Source organism: Streptomyces sp. NPDC001941, from assembly GCF_040296945.1.
GTDB lineage: Bacteria > Actinomycetota > Actinomycetes > Streptomycetales > Streptomycetaceae > Streptomyces.
The window spans coordinates 1-2,361 of the sequence record NZ_JBEOYE010000236.1 but is presented as its reverse complement, the minus strand read 5'-3'; the positions used below and the strand labels follow the sequence as shown (position 1 = coordinate 2,361).

General features: G+C 68.4%; 2 protein-coding genes. Both read left to right on the top strand.

Annotated elements, in window-relative coordinates; all coding sequences use genetic code 11:
- The first annotated feature begins 212 nt into the window (after positions 1–212).
- Positions 213–944: a TnsA-like heteromeric transposase endonuclease subunit gene (locus ABT160_RS46795; protein ID WP_351656486.1), complete on the top strand. Its 732-nt coding sequence runs from the start codon at positions 213–215 to the stop codon at positions 942–944.
- Positions 941–2,269, top strand: coding sequence for a hypothetical protein (locus ABT160_RS46790; RefSeq protein WP_351656484.1), 1,329 nt, complete (start codon positions 941–943; stop codon positions 2,267–2,269). Before ABT160_RS46795 ends, ABT160_RS46790 begins: the two co-directional genes overlap by 4 nt.
- Positions 2,270–2,361 lie beyond the last annotated feature (92 nt).

Genomic DNA, 2,361 nt, shown 5'->3' with positions numbered 1-2,361 from the left:
CCTCCGGATACGGAGACCTACGTCCCACCAAGACACCCTTCCTCGGACCATCAAGATCCATTGTCAGAGTGTCCACACCACAGGGGTCACCTCACCGGGCGGTCGCCACCCGCTACGACAAACGCCGCTACGTCTACCTCGGCACCGCAACCGCCGCAGCCCTCACCATCTGGCTCCGAACATGATCGGCCGGACAAGTCCTAGGGGCCCCGGTGAGCACGACAGACCTGGCTACGTCGGTACAGGTGAGTGTCCGGCAGACCGACGAGTGTGTGGTGGAAGACCTGGAGTGGGCGTCCGCGCCGCTCGATCTCCTGCGGCACGCACAGCCGTGGCGGACGTTCCGCTGGTACAAGGGCCAGCAGCACTACTCGGGGACGTACTGGGCTGCGACGGTAGGCGACCACGTGATCTACGAGTCGCGGCTGGAGCTGGCCCGGCTGCTGTTCGCTGACTTCGCTCCGGACGTCCGGCACGTCGTCGCTCAGCCGTTCATGCTCAAGGCCGTGGTCGAGGGCAGGCTGCGGCGGCACATCCCGGACTATCTGCTGCTGACCGATGACGGGCCGGTGGTCGTGGACGTCAAGCCGCGGCATCGGCTGGAACGGCCGAAGGTCGCGTTCACGTTCGCATGGACGCGTGCCGTGGTCGCCTCCCGCGGATGGCGTTACGAGGTCTGGAGTGAACCGGATCCTCATGAGCTGGAGAACGTCCGCTTCCTCGCCGGCTACCGCAGACACTGGCTGTTCGATCCGAACCTCTTGAACGGGCTGCGGGCCTGTGAGCTGGGGGGACTCTCACTGGGCGAGGCTTTCCGGCTGCTGCCCGACCAGCCCCGGCTGCTGGTGAAGTCGGCGGTGCTGCACCTGCTGTGGTCGGGGCACGTGACGACCGGGCTGGACCGGCCGCTCAGCCCGGTGCACGTGCTGAGGAGGGCCGCATGAGCGGGGCGGGAACGCGGCTCGGGGTCGGCACACGCTTCCGGCTCGACGGCGAGACGGTCGAGGTCGTGGAGTTCGCGAGCCTGGCCGCGGGCATGGAGGTCATCCTCAAGGACGCCCGTGACCGGCTGGTGCGGATGTCGGTACGGGAACTGCTGACCTCGGACCGGGCTGAGGTGATCCCCGAGGACCGGGGGCCGGCCGCCGGCGACGGGGACCTGGTTTCCGTGGTGCTGGCCCGGCTGACCAAGGAGGAACGCAAGGACGTCCTGGAACGGGCCGAGCACGTCCGGGAGACCCTGACGGGTTACCGCTCGGGTTCCGAGGAGTTGGCCAGGCCCGGTGAGCCGCGGCCTGAGTACGCTCCCGGCCTTTCGCTGGGGAAGCGGTATGCGGCCAAGGCGTCCGAGCTGGGGGTGACCGCGCGGTCGGTGGAGCGCTGGGCACGCGCGTTTCTTGAGAGCGGTGAGGCGGGGCTCGTCCCGAAGAAGGTCCAGGCGGAGGGCGGTCTGTCGCATGCCGATCCGCGCTGGGTGGAGGTGGCCGAAGAGGTTCTGGGCGAGTACGAGGAGGAGTCCCGGCCCTCGATCAAGCTCGTGCTGGAGCGGGTGGAGGCCCGGCTGGAGGAGCGTTTCGGGCCCGAGGTGGTGCTGCTGCCGAAGCGGACGGCGGGCTATCGGTGGATGCACGAGCTCGATCGGCAGCGGCCGACGTTCCGGCTGAGTACGAAACGCAACCGTGAGATCGCGGCTCGTCCCGGCGGTGTCTACGGGAAGCTGCGGCCCACCCGGCCGGGCGAGTACGTGCTGATGGACACCACGCGGCTGGATGTCTTCGCCTTCGACCCGGTGACGCTGAAGTGGGTGCAGGCGGAGCTGACGGTCGCGATGGACTGGTACACCCGCTGCATCACCGGCATCCGCGTCACGCCGGTGTCGACCAAGGCCGTCGACGCGGCGGCCGTCCTGTTCCAGACCTACCGGCCCCGGCCCGTCCCTGAGACCTGGCCGAAGGAAGCGGCCTGGCCCGATCACGGGATCCCCCGAGGTGTCCTGGTGGATGCCGATGCGGTCCATGGCCCCGTCACGGGGGCCGTCGGCCCCGCGCTGGCGGCGGAGACGGTCATCGTCGACCACGGCAAGATCTATCTCTCCGCGCACCTGACCAGCGTCTGCCGCCGGATGGGTATGTCGATCCAGCCGGCCCGGCTACGGACGGGCCGGGACAAGGGCCCGCTGGAGAGATTTTTCAGGACCGTACGGGAAGACGTGCTGCAGCTGCTGCCCGGCTACAAGGGACCCGACATCCATTCGCGGGGGCTCAACTGAGGTGACCCCTGTGGTGTGGACACTCTGACAATGGATCTTGATGGTCCGAGGAAGGGTGTCTTGGTGGGACGTAGGTCTCCGTATCCGGAGGA